The organism is Devosia nitrariae, from assembly GCF_030160115.1.
In the GTDB taxonomy this organism is placed as follows: Bacteria; Pseudomonadota; Alphaproteobacteria; order Rhizobiales; family Devosiaceae; genus Devosia; species Devosia nitrariae.
In genome coordinates, this window is the sequence record NZ_BSNS01000007.1 from 592,285 (window position 1) to 613,463 (window position 21,179).

Here is a 21,179-nt window from a genome sequence, read left to right on the forward strand (position 1 = left end):
TCCGCTCCCGCACGGCGCTTGGCCGTGGTCTGGCTCGTTTTGAGGCCTCTCCCCGGCGGGAGACGACCCGGGGAAAGCCTCAGGCGGTTTTGGTCGTTTTGGTGGTCATTGAGGCAGCACCGGGCAGGCCCGGAAGGCCGCTGGCAAGCATAAAGCTCGAAAAGGCGCTGCGCATCGATTGCGATCCGTAAGATCAACCGGGGTTTCTCTTACGCCCAAATGGCAAAGAGTCAATGAATTTGCCTGGCGTCGGCGTTCGCGCTATGGGAGCGGCCCCAAGCGAAAGAATATAGATGACCCATTACGACGCCATCGTCCTCGGCGCCGGCGCTGCCGGCATGATGGCCGCCATTGAAGCCGGCCGGCGCGGGCGTCAGGTACTGCTCGTCGACCACGCGAACAGCCCCGGCGAGAAGATCCGCATCTCGGGCGGCGGGCGCTGCAACTTCACCAACACCAACGCAACCGTCGAGACGGCCCGCGAACGGTTCCTCAGCCAGAACCCGCGCTTCGCCCTGTCGGCGCTGTCACGCTATACGCCCGCCGATTTCATCAAGCTGGTCGACAGGCACACGATCGCCCATCACGAGAAGACCCTCGGCCAGCTCTTTTGCGACGGTTCGGCGCTCGAGATCATCAACATGCTGATGACCGAACTGAAGCGTGCCCGGGTGACAGTGGCGCTCTCAACGAGCCTCGAGGCCGTCGAGAAGACAGAGGACGGCTTTGCCGTGCGCCTCTCCTCGGGACGGGTGACCTGTGAAAGGCTGGTGATCGCGACCGGCGGCAAGTCGATCCCCAAGATGGGCGCGACCGGCCTGGGCTATAAGATTGCCGAACAGTTCGGCCTCGCGGTTACGCAGACCCGTCCGGCGCTGGTGCCGCTCACCTTCGAGCCGGGAGCGCTCGAAAAGCTCAAGCCCATGGCCGGCATCTCGACCGATGCCGTCGTCGGCCATGGCAGGACGCGGTTCGAGGAGGCGCTGCTCTTTACCCATCGCGGGCTCTCCGGCCCCGCCATCCTGCAGATCTCCTCCTATTGGCGCGAGGGCGACGCCATCGTCGTCGACCTGCTGCCGGGCGGGGATGCCATGGACCTGCTGCGCGAAGCGCGCGCGAAGACCCCCAGGCTCGCCATCCAGACGGTGCTCGCCCAGCACCTGCCCAAGCGCCTGGCTCAGATGCTGGGCGATGAGCTCGACCTTCCCGGGATGGTCGGCGACTTTTCCGATAAAAAACTCGAAAAAGTGGCGACGTTCATCAAAGGCTGGACTCTCAAGCCCGTAGGCTCAGAGGGCTATCGTACCGCAGAGGTAACCCTGGGCGGCATCGACACGCGCGAGCTCGACGCGAAAACCTTCGAGACCCGCAAGGTGCCGGGCCTGTATTTCATCGGCGAAGTGGTGGACGTGACCGGCTGGCTCGGCGGTTACAATTTCCAATGGGCCTGGGCCTCCGGCTGGGCGGCAGGCCAGGCGATCTGATTGTCGCCTGGGTTGCGCCATCCCTCCGTCTCGGAAGTTAGAGCGTTTTCAGCAAAAAGCCTGTCCCGGACACGATCCGGGATGGATACCACTTTTGCGGCTCGAAAACGCACAGTTCAATGAGAGAGCTCACGTTCTGATTCAGTCAGAACGGGAAAGCTCTAGCGGCTGTCGCCGGCTTTGCGCCCCTCGTCGTATTCGCAAAAGATCAGCTTGTTGCCCGCCGGATCGATGACGCAGACCTCCCACGCGCCGTACTCCTGCCGCTCGATGCCCGGCCGCATGTTCTTGTAGCTCTTGGCAAGGAGTTCGGCGTGGAACGCTTCAAGCCCTTTCACCTCGAACCGCACGGCGCTGCCCGGGGTGGCGTCGCCGTGATGTTCGGAGATGTGCAGGTTGATGCCGGCGCGGCTGACCTGCATGTAAAGCGGCAGATCCAGTTCGTAGCGGTGCTCCCAATCGACGGTAAAGCCGAGGAAACCGCAGTAGAACTCGCGCGCCTTGACTTCATCGAAGCTGCGCAGCACCGGTACCGTGCGCAGATAAGAGAGGGACATGCCGGCCTCCTTCGTGTCAGAACTTCCAGCCGACGCGTACGCCCAAATTGGTCAGCCCGCGATTGTCGCCGTCGCACATCGAGGCGTGCGAGGCGTGCTCGGCGGTCGCCATGATGCTCGCCTGTTCTGTGATGTTGACACCAAGGCTTACCGACTCGTGGAAGATGATCCGGCAGCCGAGGTCGCGCCTCGGATAGGCGGCGCCGTCGAGATCGCCGTTATGGACCGCACCGCCGAAGGCGGCTTCGATGAAGAGCGGCGTGTCGCCCAGGGGAATGGTCCAGCTCATGCCGGCGTAGATCATGCTTTCGAGCCCGCCGAGATTGACGGTAGCGCCCACATGCGGGCGCAGCTGGCCGAGATTGGTGATCTCGTCGAGCGAGGGTATGGCAAAGAGCAGTTCGACATTGGCGTCCTCAATGCGGCTCGCATCGAATGAGCCCTCGTCGACACTGTGCGCATAGAGCCCGCCGCGGATCTCGTCAAAGACGATCGGCTGCGCCTGCGCGCCCGCGGCCGCCGCGCCGGCGAGCACCGCCGCCAGAATGAGAATTGTCAGATTACGCAACATCTTCGCCCACCCCGCTCGCATTGGCGGCACCCTCCATAACCTCAAAGCCGGTCGCCGTCACGTCCTGCCGAAAGCGCCTTCAGCAAAGCCTTTCCCGGACTTGCATCCGGGGATGGAACCATTTTGCGGTTCGAAAGCGCAACAATTCGATAATCGAGACTCCTTCTGAGTCCGTTAGAACGGGAAACTCTAGAACTTCATGCCGACCCGCAGGCCAAAATTCGAATAGCCCCCGTTTGCCTCGCACAGCTCCGCATTTGACATGTGCTCATAGGTCAGGAGCGCTGTAGCGTTCTCTGTGATGTTCACCCCGACGCCGAAGCGCTCGTAGAAATTGATCCGGCAACCGAGGTTCTTGCGTCCCTCCGGCGCGCTGGTCAAATAGCCGTTGTGGAGCGCCGCACCGAACGTGCCTTCAAGGAAGAACGGCGTCTCGAAGACCGGCACCTGCCAGGTCAGGCCCGCATGGAAGGTGCTCTCGAGGCCGGAGAAATTGATCGTCGTGCCAAGCTCGGGACGCGGCGAGCCGATCCAGCGGAAGGCATCGACCTGCGGGGAGTGGAACAGCACGTCGAAGCTGACGTCGTGAATGTTGCCGAGATCCCATTCGCCGACATAGACCGGCCAAAGCGAATAGTGCGCATTGTGCGCGTGGACGCCCACACGCACTTCGTCGATGATGTCGGACAGCACGAAGCTTTCCTGCGCCTCGGCCACATTTGCGCCGAGGAGCCCAAGGATCAATGCAAGGCTTGTCCGACGCATATGCAACCCAACGGCGTTTTTCGAAGGCCAGATAAAGCCTTGCAGATGCTGGCCGAGTCAATGCAGCGAGGGCAAATTCCCTGCTCGTGTGGTCACTGGGTGACAGCCCGGCTTGGGAGTGCAGGGGCGGCAGGCCTCGCCTTCATCGTCGAATACCGATAAAAGCAGGCAGTGTCGCCTGATTGCCTGACCTTGTCCTCCGAAAGCTTTTCCCGATGACCAGCCCCTTTCCCCTCTCCATCCTCGACCTTGCCCCCATCCCCGAAGGCGTCTCGACGCAGGAGGCATTCGCCGAGACGGTCCGGCTTGCCCAGACGGGCGAAGCGCTGGGCTATACCCGGCTGTGGTTCGCCGAGCATCACGGCATGCCCTCGATCGGCTCGGCCTCGCCCGAGGTGTTGATTGCCAGCGCTGCCGCTGCGACGCGCACCATCCGCGTCGGCTCGGGCGGCGTCATGCTCCTCAACCACGCGCCGCTGCGCATCGTCGAGGCGTTCCGCACGCTCGAGGCGCTCAATCCCGGCCGCATCGATCTCGGCCTCGGGCGCGCGCCGGGCGGCGACGGCTATGCCATGCGGGCGCTGCGCACCGGTGGTAGCGAGGAGTTCTCCCATTACCTCGCCGAACTCCTGGCATTCGAAGACGGCACCTTTCCATCCGATCACCCGCTTTCGCGCGTGGCGGTGGCGCCGGGCGGCGTCCGTCTGCCGCCGCTCTGGCTGCTCGGCTCCTCGGGCGCGAGCGCGGCCGCAGCCGGCGAGCTTGGCGTGGGCTATGCGTTCGCCGCCCATTTCAGCCCGGCCCCGGGCGGCCCGGCGATCGCCGCCTATCGCGACGCGTTCGTTGCCAGCCCCGCCTTTCCGGAACCCAGGACCGTCGTCTGCGTGTCGGTGATCTGTGCCGAGAGCGACGAGGAGGCCGAGTTCCTCAGCCGGTCGCAGGCGCTCTCCTGGGCGCTCTTCCACTCAGGTCAGCAGAGGAAGCTCGTCTCGCCCGAGGAAGCGACGGCCCACGACTACAGCGAGCGCGAAAAGGCCATCATCGAGAACCAGCGCCCACTGTGGATCATCGGCAGCCCGGCAACGGTCAAGGCTCGGATCGAAGAAAAGCGAGCCGAGACCGGCGCCGACGAAGTGATGATCACCACGCAGATGCACGCCTACGACAAGCGGCGCGAATCCTACCGGCTGATCGCGGAGGCGTTCGGCCTGGAGCCGTAGAGCGTGCTTGTCTCCCCCCAACAGAGCGGGAGGCGAAGGAGCCGAAGCTCGTCGGCGTCTACGCCCTGAGCTTGCCGAGAATCGCCGCGCCCATCTCCTGCGTACCGACGGTCCTGCGGTTGTCCTCGCCGATATCGGCCGTGCGCAGTCCGTCGCCGAGCACGCCGGCAATCGCCGCCTCGACCTTCCCCGCCAGTTCCGTCATACCGAACGAATAGCGCAGCGCCATGGCAAAGCTCGCGATCATGGCGATGGGATTGGCGACGCCCTTGCCAGCGATGTCCGGCGCCGAGCCGTGCACCGGCTCGTAGAAAGCCTTGCGCTTGCCCGTCGCCGGATCGGGCGCCCCGAGCGAGGCCGAGGGCAGCATGCCGAGGGATCCAGTGAGCATGGCGGCGGCGTCCGAGAGGATGTCGCCGAAGAGGTTGTCGGTGACCATCACGTCGAACTGCTTGGGGTTCCTGACCAGCTGCATGGCCGCGTTGTCGGCGAGGATGTGCTGGAACTGGACGTCCGGATAGTCCTTGGCGACGCTACGGACTACCTCGTCCCAGAGCACACCCGACTTCATTACGTTCTTCTTGTCGGCCGAATGCACCAGACCCTTGCGCGTGCGGGCAAGATCGAAGGCGACCCGTGCGATGCGATCGATCTCGTAGGTCTCGTAGACCTGGGTGTCGACCGCGCGCTTCTGGCCGTTGGGCAGATCGACGATCTCCTTGGGCTCGCCGAAATAGACCCCGCCGGTCAATTCCCGCACGATCAGGATGTCGAGCCCCTCGACGAGCTCGCGCTTCAGCGCCGAGGCGCCTGCGAGGGCCGGGTAGCAGATGGCCGGCCGCAGGTTGGCAAAGACCGACAGTTCCTTGCGCAGACGTAAAAGCGCCGCCTCCGGCCGGTGCTCATAGGGCACGTCGTCCCATTTCGGTCCCCCGACCGCTCCGAAGATCACCGCGTCCGCCGCCTTGGCTTTGGCGACGTCCTCCTCGGTGATGGCGACCTGATGCCGGTCATAGGCGGCTCCGCCGGCAAGACCCTGGTCGGTGGCGAAATCGGTCAACCCCTCGCTATTGGTCCAGGCGATGATCTTTTCGACCTCGGCCATGATCTCGGTACCGATGCCGTCGCCGGGGATGAGGAAGAGTGTATGCGTCGCCATTTCGCGGTCCTGCGTACTGGTGGTTACGGTTGGACCGCACTTATCGTCATTTGCCGGTTAAAGGCAAGGCACTGGCGCTTGGGGTGCTCGCCCGACTTACAAGCGTTTCAGAAAGAAATGTCGCCGCGATCCCCGAGGATGATCTTCGATCGCGGCGAATTGCGTGAACCCGTGGGTTCTGTAGAACTCCGGCGCGCCGAAGGCGAAGGTGTCGAGCCACATGCCAACGAGCCCCCGCTCGCGCGCCCAGCTCTCAGCCCGCTCGAGGAGCTCGGTGCCGACGCCCTCTCCGCGCAGGCTTTCGGGCACCGCAAGGAACTGGATGAAGAGCCAGTCGAAGAGCACGTAGCCGCTGAGGCCGCCGATCGTTTCGCCCTCGGGACCGGTGATGAGGAACCCGACCGGCTGGTAGCCGTCCGGCCCCGACCCGGCGGCGGTGTTGGCGGAGCGGATGATCTGGACGAGCACGTCGTTGTCGGCATCCGTGGGCTCGAGGGTGAACCGGATGTCGGTCGGTCGTTCATGCGCCATCGATGTTCTCCGGTGCCGATGAGCCGGCGTCCGCGAGACGCTTGCTCATGAAATAACGACGGCCGCCGCCGCGGGGATGATCCTCTATCGTGCCGAAAACGGTAAAGCCGAGCTTCTCGTAGAACGGCCGCGCCTGGAAGTCGAAGGTATCGAGCCGGATGCCGACGAGGTTTCGGGCGCGAGCGAAGTCCTCGACCGCCTGCATCAGGCGCGTGCCGTGGCCCTGCCCACGCAGCTCTGCAGGCACATAGAGGAGCTCGACATAGACCCAGTCGAACGCGCCATATCCGACGGCGCCCCCGACGGGAGTGCCGCTCTCCGGGTCGACGAGGTGAAGCACGAAGGGATGGTAGCCGGCCCCTCGCCCCGACAATTCGCGGTTGGCCGCGATCAGGCCGCGGCGGACGACGTCGACATCCTCGGCACCGTACTCGGTCTTGAGCGCGATCTGCATCGCTTCAGCTCTGATGCGCGCCGATACGGGCGGTGACCTCTATCTCGACCTTCATCTCGGGCCGGGTGAGGGTGGCAACCACCATGGTGGCGGCCGGACGTATGTCCTTGAAGATCGGCCCCAGCGCGTCGACCAGCGCCTCGTAATCGGCAATGTCGGCCAGGTAATAGACGACGCGCACGATGTCGTGGAGGTCGCTGCCCGCTTCCTTCAAGACCTTCTCGACCGTGCCGACGGCATTGCGCACCTGATCCCCGATGGCCTCGGGCATCTCCATCCTGGCATAGTCGTAGCCCGTGGTGCCCGAGACATAGACCATGTCGCGGTCGACCACCGCGCGCGAATAGCCGATCCTGGCCTCGAACGGCGAACCCGATGAAATGCGCTTGACCATGATCCCTCCCTCAGGCGGCTCGATGCGGCTTCAGGCTGAGCGGGATGCGAAACAGTGGGAACCGGATCCCGCTACAGTGAAAATTAGAGCCAAGGCCGCTCGGCGGCCATCTTCGATTCAAAGCCACCGATGGAAGCATCCTGCTTCAAGGTCGAGGCGATGTCGTCGAGGCCTTCGAGGAGGATATGTTTGCGGGCCGGATCGATGTCGAAATGGATGGTGCCGCCGTCAGGACCCGAGATGGTCTGGCTCTCCAGGTCGACCGTCAGCGTCGCGTTCGACCCGCGCTCGGCATCGTCGATGAGGAGCTTGAGCTGATCGGGGGTGACGACGATCGGCAGGATGCCGTTCTTGAAGCAGTTGTTGTAGAAGATGTCGGCAAAGCTCGTCGAGATCACGCAGCGGATGCCGAAATCGAGAAGCGCCCAGGGTGCATGCTCGCGCGAGGACCCGCAGCCGAAATTGTCGCCGGCAACGATGATCTTGGCTTGCCGGTAGCCAGGCTTGTTGAGCACAAAATCCGGGTTCTCCGAACCGTCCTCGTTGTAGCGCATTTCCGAAAACAGCGCCGTGCCAAGACCCGTCCGCTTGATGGTCTTGAGGTACTGCTTGGGGATGATCATGTCCGTGTCGATATTGATGATCGGCAGGGGAGCTGCCACACCCGTCAACGTCGTGAACTTTTCCATGTCGCTTTTGCGCCTTCCTGAAGCTGGCGTCTCAATGCCGCAAATGCCGGGTTTGGGTCAAGTCCGGCGACCGCAAATGCGCTCACAGAACATCAGCGGGGGCGCCGCGGTGCCGACAGCCTGCCTCAGGCCGCCAGGCTCGTTGCAGCGTCGACCCCCAACATCAGGTTGAGGTTCTGCACCGCCGCGCCCGAAGCGCCCTTGCCGAGATTGTCGTAGATGGCGACGAGGACCGCCTGCGCCCGCGCGTCGTTGGCAAAGACGTGGAGCCGCATCCGGTTGGTGTCGTTGAGGCGCTCGGGATCGAGCTCGGGCGTCTTCTCGACGGCCTCGAACGGTGCCACCTCGACGAAGCCGCCGGCAATGCCGGCATAATGGTCGGCGATGGCGGCATGCAGGTCCGCGCCCTTCGGGACTCTCGGCAGGGTGCCAAGCCATAGCGGCACGGCAACCACCATGCCCTGCGCGAAATTGCCGACTGCCGGCTGGAAGAGCGGCGCCTCGGCAAGACCGGCGTATTTCGCCATCTCCGGCAGGTGCTTGTGATTGAAACCGAGCGAATAGGGCATGAACTTGCTCGCCGCTTCGCCCTTGCTCTGATAGTCCTCGATCATTGCACGCCCGCCCCCCGAATAGCCCGAGATTCCGTTGACGGTGACCGGATGATCGGCTGGTACGAGTCCGGCGCGAATCAGCGGACGCAGTGTTGCGATCATGCCCTGCGGCCAGCAGCCGGGATTGGAGACGAGCCGAGCCGCAGCGATTGCGCCGGCCTGCGCCCCGTCCATCTCGGCAAAGCCATAGGCCCAGCCATCGGCCACGCGATGGGCGCTCGAGGCATCGATCACCCGCGTCGCCTCGTTCTCGATCAACGAAACGCTCTCCCTGGCCGCATCGTCAGGCAGACACAGGATCGCGACGTCCGCCGCGTTCAGCAGGCGCTTGCGCTCGGTGAGATCCTTGCGCTTGTCGGGCGAGATCGAAACAACCTCAATATCGCGCCGGCCAGCGAGCCGCTCGCGGATCTGCAGGCCCGTGGTGCCGACCTCGCCATCGATGAAAACCTTCGCGACCATCGCCCGTCTCCGTCCGGGGCGTTCTCGGCAAGAGCGGCAACCGTCCTGCGCAAACGCGGTATAACTGGAGCGCCTGTTCCGTCGGAACGGCGGCCCTTCTGGCACCGCTAGATGGACCCGGCATGCGGCAAGGTCAAGACGGATGCGCTCCGATCCCGCGCCCGGCGACCAGGAGTTCGGCACGATCCCTGGGTCGCGTCTGCATGTAGATTTCGACGCTGGGCAGGAAGATCGTCTGCCACTCCTCCTCCCATGGGCCGTATCCGCGCTCGGCAAGCGCGGAGGGCAGGGTTGCCGGATCGCTCTCGACGAACACCTTCTCATCGTAGTGCGTGCAGAATTCCGGATTGAGCGCGGATACACCCTCGACGATGACCTGTGCGCTGCGGGTGATTTCCTTGAACTCAGCGCCGACCTTGCCGGTTGCCCAGTCGAAGGGCCGGTAGCGGGTTGAGCCATTGGCCGCAACCTCCGCAATAGCTTGGGCGAACTCGTCGTAGCGGATGTAGCCGAACGGAAAACCGGCCGCTTCGCTTCGCCAGTCGCCCCGCGGCAGAACGAAATCGTCGAGATAGATGCATTGTGCGCCGGCAAGTGCCTCCAGGCGGTCAACCAGGGTCGATTTGCCGGCGCACGGCAAGCCATCGATGGCGATCAGCCGATCCGATCCGTGGGAAAGAACGCGGCGGATCGCCTCGTCCATACTGACCAGGGGACGTTGGCCCGGCACCGGTCCCTAACCCTCAGCCTCGAGCAGTCCCTCGACCGCCAGAAGCATTTTCATCCAACCCTGCTCGGTGCGCTCCAGATACTCTTCCCACTCGGCATTCATCTCGTGGTAGAGCGTGACCGTCGACCCTTGTCCGTCCGGCGCAGGCTCGATGATGATGGTGACGAGGGAGAGTTGGTCCTCCTCGCTCTCGTCGACGAACCAGGTATGCTGGATCTTGGTCGGCCGGTGGAGGACGAGGAATGTGCCCCAGTGCTTGGCCTCCTCCCCGTCGCGCATGTCCGAATAAAAGAAACTCCCGCCCTCGCGCACGTCCATCTCGAAGCGCACGATCGGCCCCTTTAGCCCCGCCTGCACCATCCAGGCCTCCTGCCAGAGCCGGGCCTTCTCGGGGTCGGTCATCGCATCATAGACGCGCTCGGGGCTCGCACGGAAATGATGGGTGACCTTGGCTTCGATCTTCTCGCTCGTCATTGCGGATCTCCTTGTACGGCTGCGGCCGGGATGACGGTATCAAGATGAGCGAGCATGTCGCGCCAGCCCTCGGCAAGCTGATCGCGGAGCTCGAGCTGATCATTGCCCACCTCAGAGACGAGATCGACGACGCATCCGTCTTCGGCTGGCGTGATGGTGACCTCGACGCGCACGGTAAAACGGGAATGTTCCGGTACGAAGACGGTCAGCACCAGGCGGCGCGGCCGCTCGATGACCAGATAAGCGCCGCAATGGATCACATCTTTGCCGTCCCGCCGGTCGACAAGGATGTATTGCCCGTTCTCGCGGGCATCGACATGCACCTGCGCAAGGCCTGCAGGGCTGGTGACGAACAGCCACCTGCCGATGAGGTTCGGGTCGATCCAGGCATCGAACCCCCGCCCGGCGCTGGCCCGGAAGCGATGGCTCGCGCGCGCCTGTGTGGTCTCATTCATCCTCGCGCTCCTTTCCGCCCTCGGCTGTCAGCAGCGCATCGAGCGCCCTGAGCCGTCCGGTCCAATAGGTCTGCTGACTTTCGATCCATGCCTGCGCCGCGGTCAGCGGCTCCGGGCGGAACCTCAGGATGTGCTCGCGCCCCTCGCGGCGGCGCTCGACCAGTTCGGCCCGTTCCAGAAGCTTGATGTGCTTGGATACGGAATTGAGCGAGATGGCGAACGGGGCGGCAAGATCCGTCACCCGCGCCTCGCCCTCCGCCAGCCGCCTGAGGATCGCCCGCCGTGTGGGATCGGCAAGGGCAATGAGAGTGTGATCGAGTTGTGGATTTTCGATCGCGCGCATATTCATCCTTTTGGATGAATGATGAACCGCGATGCAACCTGAGTCAAGCGACCCGCCCTTGGGCGGGCAGCAAGACCGTCGGTCCTGCTGGAGATCAGGCCGGGCTTTCCTGCGGCGAAGGCAAGGCGGACGACTGCGCGAGCCGTCCGGCGAGTGCGAAGCTGACAATCAGCACCGGCACCAGCGCAGCGAGCCCGGCGCGCATGTCGACGTATTCGGCGACGAATCCGATGAGCGGTGGACCGACGAGGAACCCGACGAGCGCCACGAACGAGAGCACCGCCACATTGGCCGAGGCCGGGCGGTCGGCAAGGCTTGCCGCCGCCGTGACCGCCAGCGGGAACCCGACCGAAGCCCCGAGCCCAGCGATGGCGAAGCCGATAAGGGCGACGGGCATGGACGGCGACAGGAAGAGAACAGCGATGCCGGCAAGCGCAAGGGCACTTGCCGTGCGCGCCAGCGCCACCGCACCGAACCGGGCCTTGAGGCCGTCGCCCCCGAAGCGACCGGCAGCCACCATCAGCGCGAAGACCGTATAGCCGATGCCGGCCAATCCCTGCGCGTTGAACACGTCGCGCAGGAACACCGCCGACCAGTCGGCCATTGCTCCCTCGGTCATGGTGATGCCGAAGACGAAGAGGCAGATGCCGAGGAGCGGCCAGCCCGGCAGGCTCCATGATGAGCGCTTGACCGAGCGCTCGCCAACCGCGCCCTCAGGCCTCGCTTCAGCTGGATAGCGCGGCAGCGCAAGTCCTGCGGCAACACCGAGCGGAAGCGTGACCAAAGCCATGAGCAGCACAGCCCAGCGCGCCTCGAGCCCCGCGAGCGCTATGCCCGCCCCGATAAGGCTGCCCGCCATGATGCCGAGCGACCAGCAGCCATGGGCGGTGTTCATCAACAGCTTTCCCGTCGCCTTCTCCACCCGGTCCGCCTTGACGTTGAGGCCGAGCTCGAGGAACGAGATCGCCGAGCCCGTCAGCATCAGCGAGATGAAGAGCCACACGGCATCGCCCGTGAACGCCGGCAGGCTGACTGCCAGCGCATAATAGAAGAAGCCGAAAACGATGGCGTGACGTGCCCCGATCCGCCCGACAAGCGGTCCGGCGAAAGGCAGCGTCAGCAACGTGCCGACCGGCAGGCCGATGAGCGCTCCGGCAAGGCCGGCGGGACCCAACCCCAACGCCTCCTGGACGTCCGGAATGCGCGGCAGCCAGCTGCCAAAGGCCAGTGGCTGCAGGAAAAACACCAGCATGACGAGACGCTGGGAGGCGGAAGGCGCCATGGGAGTTGACCCTCTGGGTTGGGCGGGCGCGCGGCGTGGAGGGCGGGGGACCGCAGGGTTTGTATCGTCTGTGAATAAATGTTCAGGATTTACATTTCTGACAGCAGTGCCATGCGTTTATGTAAACGCCAGTTGCATACCAAAGTAAAGCCTGACCGGCTCGAACGCGTCATCGCGCCTTCTGAGCTACGTGCTTCAAAAGCGCGCAATTGGCCCAGAAATTGAGCGGCTTCAGCCCAATTTCCGATCACATGACCCGGCTTAGATTGGTATTGCCGAGGCCGCGATTTGCTGTTGACAGACGCCGCCAGACAATCCTAACCTTGAAAATCGTTTACACGATGCGAGGCCGTTTGTAGGGGACGGGTCGCATCGGTGGTGTCAGGGCACCGGAGGAAATTGATGCGCGTCGGAATTGTCGGGCTCGGCTACCGTCTCGGCTATCTTGCCCATGTCTTCAACCTGATGGTCAAGGACTTTGAGGTTGCCGGCTTCGTGGACCCGGCCCCGGCCGGGCGGGCGTATGCAGAGGATCGCGGCGTCGACCTCGGCAATGCTTATGACACGCCAGAGGCGCTGCTCGAGGCCGAGGACATCGATCTCCTGATGATCGGCTCGCCCAACCACCTGCATCTCGATCACATCAAGACCGGCCTTGCCTACGGCAAGAAGATCTTTTCCGAGAAACCGGTGGTCACCAGCATCGAGGAGACCATCGCGCTCGCCGAACTCATCGGCCGGCACCCGGCCGACCAGATCATGGTCGGGCTGGTACTGCGCTATGCCCCGCTCTATGTGGACCTGAGGAAGGCCCAGGCGGAGGGGCTTTTGGGCGACATCGTCTCGATCGAGGCCAGCGAGCACATCCCGCCCTATCACGGCGCCTTCTTCCAGCGCGACTGGCGGCGCTACGAGAAGTATGCCGGCTCGTTCATGCTCGAGAAGTGCTGCCACGACCTCGACCTCTACAACGGCGTCATGGGCTGCCGGCCGGCCTTCGTTGCAAGCTTTGGCGGCCGCAAGGCCTTCGTCCCGAAGAACGCGCCCGAGAAAGCCGGCATCAACGACCTCGAGGTCTACCACCGCAAGCCCTCGGGCTGGCAGGGCAGCGACCGGGTATTCGACGGCGACGGCGACATCATCGACTTCCAGACCGCCATCGTCGAATACGAGAACGGCGCCGCGCTCACCTTCCACACCAACATGAACGTGCCCGACGACTTCCGGCGCTTTGCCGTGATGGGCGCCAAGGGTCAGGCGGAGGGCGATTTCATCCGCAACTTCTTTAGGGTTACCGACGCGCGCACCAGCAAGCGTCTCGTCGAGACCACCTATAAATCCTCCGATCTCTCCCAGCATTATGGCGCCGACGAGCAGATGGCCGCCGATATCGGCAAGCACATCGAGCGCGGCGCGCCGCTCCCCGTTTCGGTTGTCGACGCGCTGGAGGCCGGGCTCCTGGCGCTGGCCATGGACGAGGCCCGGCGCTTAAGGAGCGTCGTCGACATGGCGCCGATCTGGCAGCGGTTCGACGCCGCCCTCGCCCGCTCCAAGGCCGCCTGAGGAGACCGCCATGACCAGGACGCAAAGTGCCACCCTCTTCGCCCTCGGTCTTCTGGCTCCGGCTACACTCTACATCATCGGCATCGTCGCCTATCCGCTGGTCGACACCATCATCCTCTCGTTCACCAATGCAGCGTTGCGCCCCACCTACGACTGGGTCGGCTGGGCCAACTACGAGCGCATTTTCGGGGCCGGCAACTTCAACGAAGTGATCGTTCGCACCTTCATCTGGACGTTCTTTTCGGTGGCGACCAAGATGGTCATCGGCACCTGCGGCGCAGTGCTCCTCAATGCCACCATCCCCGGCCAGACGGTCTTCCGCATTCTGACCATGCCGCCATGGGTGGTGCCCATGGCCATCGGCATCTTCATGTGGGGTTGGATGTACAACGGCCAGTTCGGCATGATTTCCGGGCTCCTGCAGAACTTCGGCATTCTCAGCAAGCCTTTCCCGTTCCTTGCCTATGGCAACTCCGCCTTCTGGGCGACCATCGTCACGGACGTGTGGATCGGCGTGCCGATGGTGACGATCTATCTCCTGGCCGCCATCCAATCGATCCCCAAGGACCTCTATGAGGCCGCCTGGACCGACGGGGCCGGACGCTTTTACCGCTTCCGCCGCATCACCCTGCCACTGATGGTGCCGGCAATGCTGACCATGTCGCTGCTGTCGCTGATCGCAACCTTCAATTCCTTCGACATCATCTGGATCCTCACCCAGGGCGGTCCCTCGGGCTCGACCACCACCATGATCATCGACACCTACAAGACCGCCATCGGCTCCTACAAATACGGCGAGGGTGCCGCCCGGGCGGTGGTGATCTGCATCTTCGTCTCGCTCTTCTGCATCGTCTACTTCCGCGCGGTGCGCCAGCTTTCCAAGGGAGCCGTGAGATGAGTCATCTTGCCCGCACCGCCGCGGCATCCGGAGCCATAGCCGAGGGTGCCGAGACTGAAACCACCGCAGCGCCGACCAAGGCAAGGGCGAAGCCGCGCGCCGACAAGGCGATGATCGACCGCTACCGCTGGTACGAGGTCGTCGCCCTCTATGCCGGCATCGCGGTCTTCCTCTTCTTCGTGCTCGCGCCCTTCATCGAGGGCTTCCTTGTCTCCTTAAAGCCTCTGAGCCAGCTGTTTTCCTCTCCTTACAGCTTCTTGCCCAAGAACGGCTCCTTCCAGGCCTATTTCGACATGTGGCGAAGCGTTCCCGCCCTTGGCATCCACATCTTCAATTCGATCTTCATCTCGAGCGTCGTCACCCTCATCGTCATCGTCATTGTGGTGCCGGCCTCTTATGCCTTCGCCCGCTTCGAGTTCGCCGGATCAGGCCTGCTGCTCGGCGCGTTCCTGGCGGTTAACATGTTCTCGGGCGCCGTACTTTTGATCCCGCTCTTCCGCCTGATGCGGGCGGTCGGATTCCTCAATACCTATTGGGCGATGATCGTACCGGGCGCAGCCTTCCTCATCCCCTCCTCGATCTGGCTGCTGCGTACTTATCTCATGCGCATCCCGCGCGAGCTCGACGAGGCGGCCTGGGCAGACGGCGCCAGCCGCCTCTACACGCTGCGCCGCGTGATCCTGCCGCTGGCCATGCCCGGCATCGTGGTGATCTCGATCATGACCTTCATCGGCGCCTACGCCCAGCAGTTCATCTTCGCGCTGACCTTCAACTCCAAGACCGAGTTCATGCCCCTGCCCGTCGGCCTCTTCGGCTTCTTCGGGCGCCAGGAAGTGCTCTGGAACGAGCTGATGGCGGCAAGCTTCGTCGGTATCCTGCCGGTCATGATCGTCATCGTGTTCCTGCAGCGCTATCTCGTCGCCGGCCTGACGGCCGGTGCCGTCAAGCAATGAACCGTGTCGGGCGGCAAGAGGGAAACGTTGTCCGGCGCGGCAGAACAAAGGTTTGGACCGCAGTTCAGGATTGCGGTCCGGGGAGCGCACCCAGTCGGGGTTCGCAAATCAAGGGAGACTAAAAACGTGAAAAAAACGAGCAAAGTGCTTCTCGCCTCGCTTGTGGCGCTGGCCGGCACCACCGGCCTCACCACTGCCATCCAGGCCGAAGAGATCAGCTTCATCGTGTGCGGTGACGAGGTTCAACCAAGCTGGTCGGGATATTTCGAGGAGTGGAACGCGGCCAATCCGGATTGGCCGGTCGCTCCGGAAGTCGTGGGCTGGGGTCAATGCCAGGATAAGGTGACGACGCTTGCCGCCGCCGGCAGCCCGGTCGCTCTCGCCTATGTCGGCTCGCGTACTTTAAAGCAGCTCGCCCTCAACGACCTCATCGTCGAAATCCCGATGACCGAGGAAGAAAAGGCAAGCTACTACAACTACGTGCCCGAGACTGTGACCTTCGATGGCACCCAGTGGGGCATCCCGGTCGCCTTCTCGACCAAGGCGCTGTTCTGGAACAAGGACCTCTTCGAAGAAGCCGGCCTCGATCCCGAGGTCGCGCCCAAGACCTGGGAAGAAGAGATCGCTTTTGCCAAGCAGATCGAGGAGAACACCGACGCCGACGGCTTCGGTCTCGTCGCTAAGACCTTCGACAACACCATGCACCAGTTCCTGCACTGGGTGTACACCAACAACGGCCAGGTGATCGACGCCGAGGGCAACATCACCTTCAACTCGCCGCAGGTGCTGGCCGCCCTCGAGGCGCTGAAGGAAATCACCGCCTACTCGGAAGAAGGCCCGACCGCTTACGAGCAGAACGAAGTACGCGCCATCTTCCTCGACGGCAAGCTCGGCATGGTGCAGGGCGCCATTTCGACGGGCAATCTTGCAACGGAAGCCGGCATCAACTGGGGCGTTGCTCCTCTCCCGCTTGGCCCCGACGCGCAAGGCCCGGGAACGCTGCTGATCACCGACTCGCTCGCCGTCTTCAAGGGCAGCGGCGTCGAGGAGAAGGCCATCGAACTCGCCAAGTTCATGACCACTCCCGAGCGGCAGTGGGCTTATGAGAAGGAAGCCGGCCTCACTCCGCTGCGCCCGCTGCCCGAGGTCGAGGAGATGGTCGCCGAGAATCCGACCTGGAAGCCGTTCATCGACGGCATCGAGTATGGTGGTCCCGAGCCGCTGTTCACCGACTACCAGGGCCTGCAGAACGTGATGATCGAGCTGGTCCAGTCGGTGGTGACCGGCCAGGCCGAACCCGCCGCCGCCCTCGAAAGGGCTGCGTCCGAGCTCGAGCAGTACAAGTAAGCCCAACCGAACCGCGCCGTCGCCCTGAAGAGTCGGGCGGCGGCGCCTGCAACCCGATCCGGAGGTCACCTTGGCCAGCGCCCTAACCCTTGCCAATGTCAGGAAGTCGTTCGTCAACGCCGAGATCATCAAGGGCGTCAATCTCGACGTCGCGCAGGGCGAGTTCATCGTCTTCGTTGGACCCTCTGGCTGCGGGAAATCGACGCTCCTGCGCATGATTGCCGGCCTCGAGGAAGTCACCTCCGGCGACATCGTCATCGCTGGCAACCGCGTCAACGAGCTGCCGCCGGTCAAGCGCGGCATCGCTATGGTGTTCCAGAGCTACGCGCTCTATCCGCATATGAGCGTCTTTGAGAACATCGCGTTTCCGCTGCGGGTCGAGAAGCTCCCTAACAGCGAGGTCGACACCCGCGTCCACGGCGCCGCCCGCGTCCTGCAGCTCGAAAGCCGCCTGCAGCATCGGCCCGGCATGCTTTCGGGCGGCCAGCGTCAGCGCGTCGCCATCGGCCGCGCCATCGTTCGCGAACCCAAGATCTTCCTCTTCGACGAGCCGCTTTCCAACCTCGATGCGGCGCTGCGCTCGGAGATGCGCGTCGAGCTTATGGAGCTGCACAAGCGCCTCGGCTCGACCATGATTTATGTCACCCACGACCAGATCGAGGCCATGACCATGGCCGACAAGATCGTCGTGCTCTCGGCAGGGGAAATCGAGCAGGTGGGCTCGCCGCTCGAGCTCTACCACAAGCCCGATAATCTCTTCGTTGCCGGCTTCATCGGTTCGCCCAAAATGAACTTCATCGAGGGCACCTGCACAAGCGCCGCCAATGGCAAGGTCGCCATCGACCTCGGGCCGCTCGGCACCCTTGAGCTCGACCGCGACGCGCCACACCTTGCCGGCGAGACTGTAACCGTCGGCATCAGGCCCGAGCACCTGGAGCTCGCCGGGGGCGATTTTACCATGTCGATCACCCCGACCCTCATCGAGCACCTCGGCATCCACACGGTACTCTATGCGCAGGTGCCGGGCGCCAGATCTTTCATCGCACTCTTCGAGGGCGACCCGGACGTCGCCGAGGGCAGGCCTGTCGACATCGGCTTTGCCCGCGCGGACGTGCACCTTTTCGACGCCGCCGGCCAAGCGGTCCGCTAGAGCGGGATGCGCCGGGTGCCGATGGTCGGTGCCCGTCCCCAGTGAAACCCCCGCTAGGGGCAAGCCAAGAACGGTTCCATGTCTGACCTCGTCGGCCTCCTGCACAACGAAAGGGACGAATTCACCCGTTCCGAGCAGATCCTGACCGACATCGTGCTCGCCGATGTCGATGCGGTGCTCAACATGTCGATCGTCGACCTTGCCCGCATCGCCGACGTCTCGCCGCCCACCGTCACCCGCTTCTGCCGGCGCCTCGGGTGCAAGAGCTATGCCGAGTTCCGGGTCCGGCTTGCCCAGTCGCGCTTCATTGGTTCGCGCTATCTGGTGCCGCCCGCCGGCCCGCAGACCGCCCGCGACATCGCCCAGGGGGTGATCAACGACATACAGTCCACCATCTACGACACCTTCGACCGCATCGACATCGCCGCCCTCGAGGCGGCGGCCGAAGCGATCGTTAGGGCCAGCTACATCGTCGCCTTCGGCTCGGGCGGCGGCTCGTCGATGATGGCGAGCGAAGCCGAGACCCGCCTCTTCCGCCTCGGCCTCAAGGTCTCCTCGACCCTCGACCATCAGGCCCAGATGATGCGCGCGGCCGGCGCCCCGCCCGGCACTGTGGTTCTCGCCTTTTCCATGTCCGGCAACAACCTGCCGCTCGACAAGGCGCTGACCATCGCCGGCGAATATGGCCACAAGCGCATCGTCGTGACCCGTTCCGATTCACCGGTTGCCGAGCACGCCGATATCCTGCTGACCGTCGACCGGACCGAGCACACCGACATCCTCAAGCCTTCGACGACCCGCTATGCCTATCTTGCCCTCATCGACATCCTCGCCCAGACCGTCGCCACCCGCCTTGGCGCGCCGGCCGTCAATGCCATGCGCCGGATCAAGCACCAGCTCGTGATCAATCGCGACGGCGACGACACCCAGCCACTGGGCGACTGACCATTTCAGGCGGCCGCGCGCCAGCGCGATCGCTATCGCCCACCACCTTTCAACCTCAAGGTAAACAAGCCATGGCTATCCGGCCCGCCCTCACCCTTGCGACCACGTTCACCAAAGCCGCCGACGGCAAGCCCGCAACCTACGGGCTCGAGTTGACCAACCAGTCGGACACGACCGTCAGCGATTTCACCCTCTGCTTTATCGCCCCGACCCGCGTCGACCTCGAAGCGACGTTCGACAACGCCACCCTCAAGCGCCGCTCCTCCAACTTCGTCGAGATCGCACCGCCCGACGGGTTCGTGCTCGAGCCTGGCGGGCGCTGGAAGACCGCGACCGCGAGCCTCGGACGCGACCTTCAGCACTGGAGCGATGGCGCCAACGCCGCCTATCTCGCCTTCGCCGACGGCTCGACAGTGCCCATAGAAAGCGTTCCTACCACGCTGACCGGCGACAATGCGCCGCTGAAGCGTGGCACTGAACCTTTCCCCGTGCCCGGACCCGGCAAGGCGCCCGCGCCCATTTCCGTCGTGCCCTGGCCCAATCTGGTCGCCATCGAGTCCATCGGCGACACGCCCGCCGGCCTCGCCGTCCAAGCGACGGGAGAAGCGGCAAAGGCCGCGTCGGTCTTTGCCGATCTCGCCCAATCGCTCTTTCCCGCCGACGGGCTCATCCGTCCGGTGGCCGAAGGCGGCCTGCCGGTTTCGCTCGCGACCGATGCCGGCCAAAAGCCCGAGGCCTACCGCATCGCCTTTGCCGCCGACCATGTCACCGTCCACGCCGGCGGCCACGCCGGCTGGCTCTACGGGCTCGTCACCCTCGGCCAGATCCTGCGCGGCGCCCGCCGGCACCCACTGACTTTCGGCTTCCCGACATCCGGAGAGATTACCGATGCGCCGGCTTTCGGCTGGCGCGGCAGCCACCTCGACGTCTCGCGCCAGTTCTATTCCACCGCCGAAGTGCAGCAGTTCCTCAAGATCATGGCCTGGAACAAGCTCAACCGCTTCCACTGGCACCTGACCGATGACGAGGGCTGGCGCGTCGAGATCGACGCCTATCCGGAGTTGACCGATATCGGCGCCTGGCGCGGCCATGGCCTGCCTCTACCTCCGCTCTTCGGTACGGGCGCGGCCCGCAATGGCGGCTATTACACCAAGGAGGCGATCCGGCAGACGGTCAGCCTCGCCGAGACGCTCGCCATCGACGTCGTGCCCGAGATCGACGTACCCGGCCATTCCTTCGCCGCCATCGTCGCGCTGCCCTGGCTCTCGGACCCCGACGAGACCGGCGCCTACTATTTCCACGACAACTTCCCCAATGCCTGTCTCAACCCGGCCTACGAGCCGGTCTACGAGTTCGTCGAGAAGATGTTCGGCGAGCTTCTGGAGCTCTTCCCTTCAAAGACGTTCCATGTGGGCGCCGACGAAGTGCCCGAGGGGGCCTGGGAAGGCTCGCCCCTCGCCCGCGCCATGAACGAGAAGATCGGGGGCGTAGGTCCGGAAAAGCTGCAGGCGGCATTCCTGCGGCGTGTGCAGGCGTTCTTGACGCAGAACGGGCGCATCACCGGCGCCTGGGAAGAGGCCGCGCTCGGCGGCGGCATCGACAAGGCGCACGCCTATCTCGTCGGCTGGAAATCGGTCGAGGTCTCGGCCGAGCTCGCCGGGGAAGGCTATGACATCGTCATGGCTCCGGGCCAACGCTACTATCTCGACATGGCCAATGGCGCCCAATGGTCCGAGCCCGGCGCCTCCTGGGCCGGCTGGTCGGGCCCCGAGGAGACCTATACCTTCGAACCGGGCGAAGGCTGGACCGAGGCGCAGAGAGAGCACCTCTGGGGCGTCCAGGCCTGCATCTGGTCCGAGCACCTGACCGACCGCGCCATCTTCGACCGCCTGGTCTTCCCGCGCCTCTCGGCCATCGCTGAGACCGGCTGGACGGCCAAGGACAAGAAGTCCTGGGAGCGGTTCAAGTCGATGGCCGGGCTGCTGCCCAACCTTTATGGCTATTGGAGCGAGTAACTCAGGGGAGATCTGAGAGCTCGGACCACCCCCTCCCAACCTCCCCCATCATGGGGGAGGTGTCGGTCTGGTGTGCTTGGCACGATCTTGCCAGGACCACAGCGTTCACCCTCCCCCTTGTGGG

The 21,179-nt window shown here is 64.2% G+C and carries 23 protein-coding genes; 9 read left to right on the forward strand and 14 right to left on the reverse strand.

The window, feature by feature from the left end:
* Window positions 1-293 precede the first annotated feature (293 nt).
* Entirely contained in the window at window positions 294-1,484 is a 1,191-nt protein-coding gene (locus QQK18_RS08160) for a BaiN/RdsA family NAD(P)/FAD-dependent oxidoreductase (protein WP_284339814.1), read from the forward strand.
* A gap of 161 nt (window positions 1,485-1,645) precedes the next feature.
* Here the strand turns inward: QQK18_RS08160 and QQK18_RS08165 are convergent, their stop codons facing one another.
* From QQK18_RS08165 to QQK18_RS08175, 3 genes are all read right to left on the reverse strand, one after another.
* Window positions 1,646-2,041: a glyoxalase superfamily protein gene (locus tag QQK18_RS08165; protein ID WP_284339815.1), complete on the reverse strand. Its 396-nt coding sequence runs from the start codon at window positions 2,039-2,041 to the stop codon at window positions 1,646-1,648.
* 16 nt (window positions 2,042-2,057) lie between these two features.
* The gene (locus tag QQK18_RS08170) at window positions 2,058-2,612 is read right to left on the reverse strand and encodes an acyloxyacyl hydrolase (protein WP_284339816.1); all 555 of its coding nucleotides are present in this window, start codon (window positions 2,610-2,612) and stop codon (window positions 2,058-2,060) included.
* 189 nt (window positions 2,613-2,801) lie between these two features.
* Entirely contained in the window at window positions 2,802-3,356 is a 555-nt protein-coding gene (locus QQK18_RS08175) for an acyloxyacyl hydrolase (RefSeq protein ID WP_284339817.1), read from the reverse strand.
* 236 nt (window positions 3,357-3,592) lie between these two features.
* Between QQK18_RS08175 and QQK18_RS08180 the strand changes: the two genes are divergently transcribed.
* Window positions 3,593-4,597 (forward strand): LLM class flavin-dependent oxidoreductase, encoded by a 1,005-nt coding sequence (locus tag QQK18_RS08180; protein ID WP_284339818.1) that lies wholly within the window; start codon window positions 3,593-3,595, stop codon window positions 4,595-4,597.
* Between the two features lie 58 nt (window positions 4,598-4,655).
* Here the strand turns inward: QQK18_RS08180 and leuB are convergent, their stop codons facing one another.
* From leuB to QQK18_RS08235, 11 genes are all read right to left on the reverse strand, one after another.
* Window positions 4,656-5,756: a 3-isopropylmalate dehydrogenase gene (leuB, locus tag QQK18_RS08185; RefSeq protein ID WP_284339819.1), complete on the reverse strand. Its 1,101-nt coding sequence runs from the start codon at window positions 5,754-5,756 to the stop codon at window positions 4,656-4,658.
* A 96-nt stretch (window positions 5,757-5,852) separates the two neighbouring features.
* A complete protein-coding gene (locus tag QQK18_RS08190) occupies window positions 5,853-6,287 on the reverse strand; it encodes a GNAT family N-acetyltransferase (RefSeq protein WP_284339820.1) in 435 nt (144 codons plus the stop codon).
* Window positions 6,277-6,741, reverse strand: coding sequence for a GNAT family N-acetyltransferase (locus QQK18_RS08195; RefSeq protein WP_284339821.1), 465 nt, complete (start codon window positions 6,739-6,741; stop codon window positions 6,277-6,279). The genes QQK18_RS08190 and QQK18_RS08195 overlap by 11 nt, the downstream gene beginning before the upstream one ends.
* A 4-nt stretch (window positions 6,742-6,745) precedes the next feature.
* Entirely contained in the window at window positions 6,746-7,135 is a 390-nt protein-coding gene (locus QQK18_RS08200; RefSeq protein WP_284339822.1) for a RidA family protein, read from the reverse strand.
* 83 nt (window positions 7,136-7,218) lie between these two features.
* On the reverse strand, window positions 7,219-7,824 hold the full coding sequence (leuD, locus tag QQK18_RS08205) for a 3-isopropylmalate dehydratase small subunit (protein ID WP_284339823.1): 606 nt from the start codon (window positions 7,822-7,824) through the stop codon (window positions 7,219-7,221).
* 125 nt (window positions 7,825-7,949) lie between these two features.
* Complete coding sequence (gene argC / locus QQK18_RS08210; RefSeq protein WP_284339824.1) at window positions 7,950-8,900, reverse strand: N-acetyl-gamma-glutamyl-phosphate reductase; 951 nt, start codon at window positions 8,898-8,900, stop codon at window positions 7,950-7,952.
* A 133-nt stretch (window positions 8,901-9,033) separates the two neighbouring features.
* Entirely contained in the window at window positions 9,034-9,630 is a 597-nt protein-coding gene (locus QQK18_RS08215; protein WP_284339825.1) for a uridine kinase family protein, read from the reverse strand.
* Between the two features lie 6 nt (window positions 9,631-9,636).
* Window positions 9,637-10,104, reverse strand: a complete 468-nt coding sequence (locus tag QQK18_RS08220; RefSeq protein WP_284339826.1) for an SRPBCC family protein — start codon at window positions 10,102-10,104, stop codon at window positions 9,637-9,639.
* The gene (locus QQK18_RS08225) at window positions 10,101-10,559 is read right to left on the reverse strand and encodes an SRPBCC family protein (RefSeq protein WP_284339827.1); all 459 of its coding nucleotides are present in this window, start codon (window positions 10,557-10,559) and stop codon (window positions 10,101-10,103) included. Before QQK18_RS08225 ends, QQK18_RS08220 begins: the two co-directional genes overlap by 4 nt.
* Window positions 10,552-10,902, reverse strand: coding sequence for an ArsR/SmtB family transcription factor (locus QQK18_RS08230; RefSeq protein ID WP_284339828.1), 351 nt, complete (start codon window positions 10,900-10,902; stop codon window positions 10,552-10,554). Before QQK18_RS08230 ends, QQK18_RS08225 begins: the two co-directional genes overlap by 8 nt.
* A gap of 94 nt (window positions 10,903-10,996) precedes the next feature.
* Window positions 10,997-12,184 (reverse strand): MFS transporter, encoded by a 1,188-nt coding sequence (locus QQK18_RS08235; protein ID WP_284339829.1) that lies wholly within the window; start codon window positions 12,182-12,184, stop codon window positions 10,997-10,999.
* A gap of 402 nt (window positions 12,185-12,586) precedes the next feature.
* Here QQK18_RS08235 and QQK18_RS08240 point away from each other — a divergent pair, with 402 nt between their 5' ends.
* From QQK18_RS08240 to QQK18_RS08270, 7 genes are all read left to right on the forward strand, one after another.
* Window positions 12,587-13,747: a Gfo/Idh/MocA family protein gene (locus QQK18_RS08240; protein WP_284339830.1), complete on the forward strand. Its 1,161-nt coding sequence runs from the start codon at window positions 12,587-12,589 to the stop codon at window positions 13,745-13,747.
* Between the two features lie 10 nt (window positions 13,748-13,757).
* Window positions 13,758-14,645: a carbohydrate ABC transporter permease gene (locus QQK18_RS08245; protein WP_284339831.1), complete on the forward strand. Its 888-nt coding sequence runs from the start codon at window positions 13,758-13,760 to the stop codon at window positions 14,643-14,645.
* A 110-nt stretch (window positions 14,646-14,755) separates the two neighbouring features.
* The gene (locus QQK18_RS08250; protein ID WP_284340001.1) at window positions 14,756-15,598 is read left to right on the forward strand and encodes a carbohydrate ABC transporter permease; all 843 of its coding nucleotides are present in this window, start codon (window positions 14,756-14,758) and stop codon (window positions 15,596-15,598) included.
* A 126-nt stretch (window positions 15,599-15,724) separates the two neighbouring features.
* The gene (locus QQK18_RS08255; RefSeq protein WP_284339832.1) at window positions 15,725-16,945 is read left to right on the forward strand and encodes an extracellular solute-binding protein; all 1,221 of its coding nucleotides are present in this window, start codon (window positions 15,725-15,727) and stop codon (window positions 16,943-16,945) included.
* A gap of 70 nt (window positions 16,946-17,015) precedes the next feature.
* Window positions 17,016-18,095 carry an ABC transporter ATP-binding protein gene (locus QQK18_RS08260; protein ID WP_284339833.1) on the forward strand — a complete coding sequence of 360 codons (1,080 nt, stop codon included), beginning with the start codon at window positions 17,016-17,018 and terminating at the stop codon, window positions 18,093-18,095.
* A gap of 78 nt (window positions 18,096-18,173) precedes the next feature.
* Entirely contained in the window at window positions 18,174-19,040 is an 867-nt protein-coding gene (locus QQK18_RS08265; protein WP_284339834.1) for a MurR/RpiR family transcriptional regulator, read from the forward strand.
* A gap of 71 nt (window positions 19,041-19,111) precedes the next feature.
* Complete coding sequence (locus tag QQK18_RS08270) at window positions 19,112-21,055, forward strand: beta-N-acetylhexosaminidase (RefSeq protein WP_284339835.1); 1,944 nt, start codon at window positions 19,112-19,114, stop codon at window positions 21,053-21,055.
* The last annotated feature ends 124 nt before the right edge of the window (window positions 21,056-21,179 follow it).